At 63.3% G+C, this 384-nt stretch carries 1 protein-coding gene; it reads right to left on the bottom strand.

Translation table 11 applies throughout. The features are described from left to right. Positions 1 to 384: response regulator transcription factor (locus tag I6F37_RS44670; protein ID WP_225155081.1), on the bottom strand; the 384-nt coding region annotated here is incomplete at both ends.

Genomic DNA, 384 nt, shown 5'->3' with positions numbered 1-384 from the left:
ACAATAGCCCTTGCCGCGGACCGTCGCGAGCAGGGATTGATCCTTGTCGCCGAGCTTGGTTCGGAGATGCATGATGTGCATGTCGATGGTGCGGGTCTCGGTGCGGTCCGGATCGAGGCCCCAAAGGTTGCGGAGGATTTCCTCGCGGCTGACGATGCGGCCCTGCGAATCCAACAGATAGCGCAGCAGGTCGCATTCGCGTTCGGATAGATCCTCGCGGCGGCCGTCCCCGAAGGCAATGAAGCGGTCCTTGAAATCGACCGTGCCGCCGGGGACCGCGCGGCTGTCGGAAGGTGCGGTGCGTTCGCAGGTCCGCCGCAGCACGGCATCCACACGAGCTAACAGCTCTTTCATGCTGAAGGGTTTCACCACGTAGTCGTCGGC

Origin of the sequence: Bradyrhizobium sp. NBAIM08 (assembly GCF_020193935.1) — a bacterium.
Taxonomy (GTDB): domain Bacteria; phylum Pseudomonadota; class Alphaproteobacteria; order Rhizobiales; family Xanthobacteraceae; genus Bradyrhizobium; species Bradyrhizobium yuanmingense.
The sequence above is the reverse complement of the archived record's forward strand: the minus strand, read 5'-3'. Positions and strand labels throughout refer to the sequence as shown.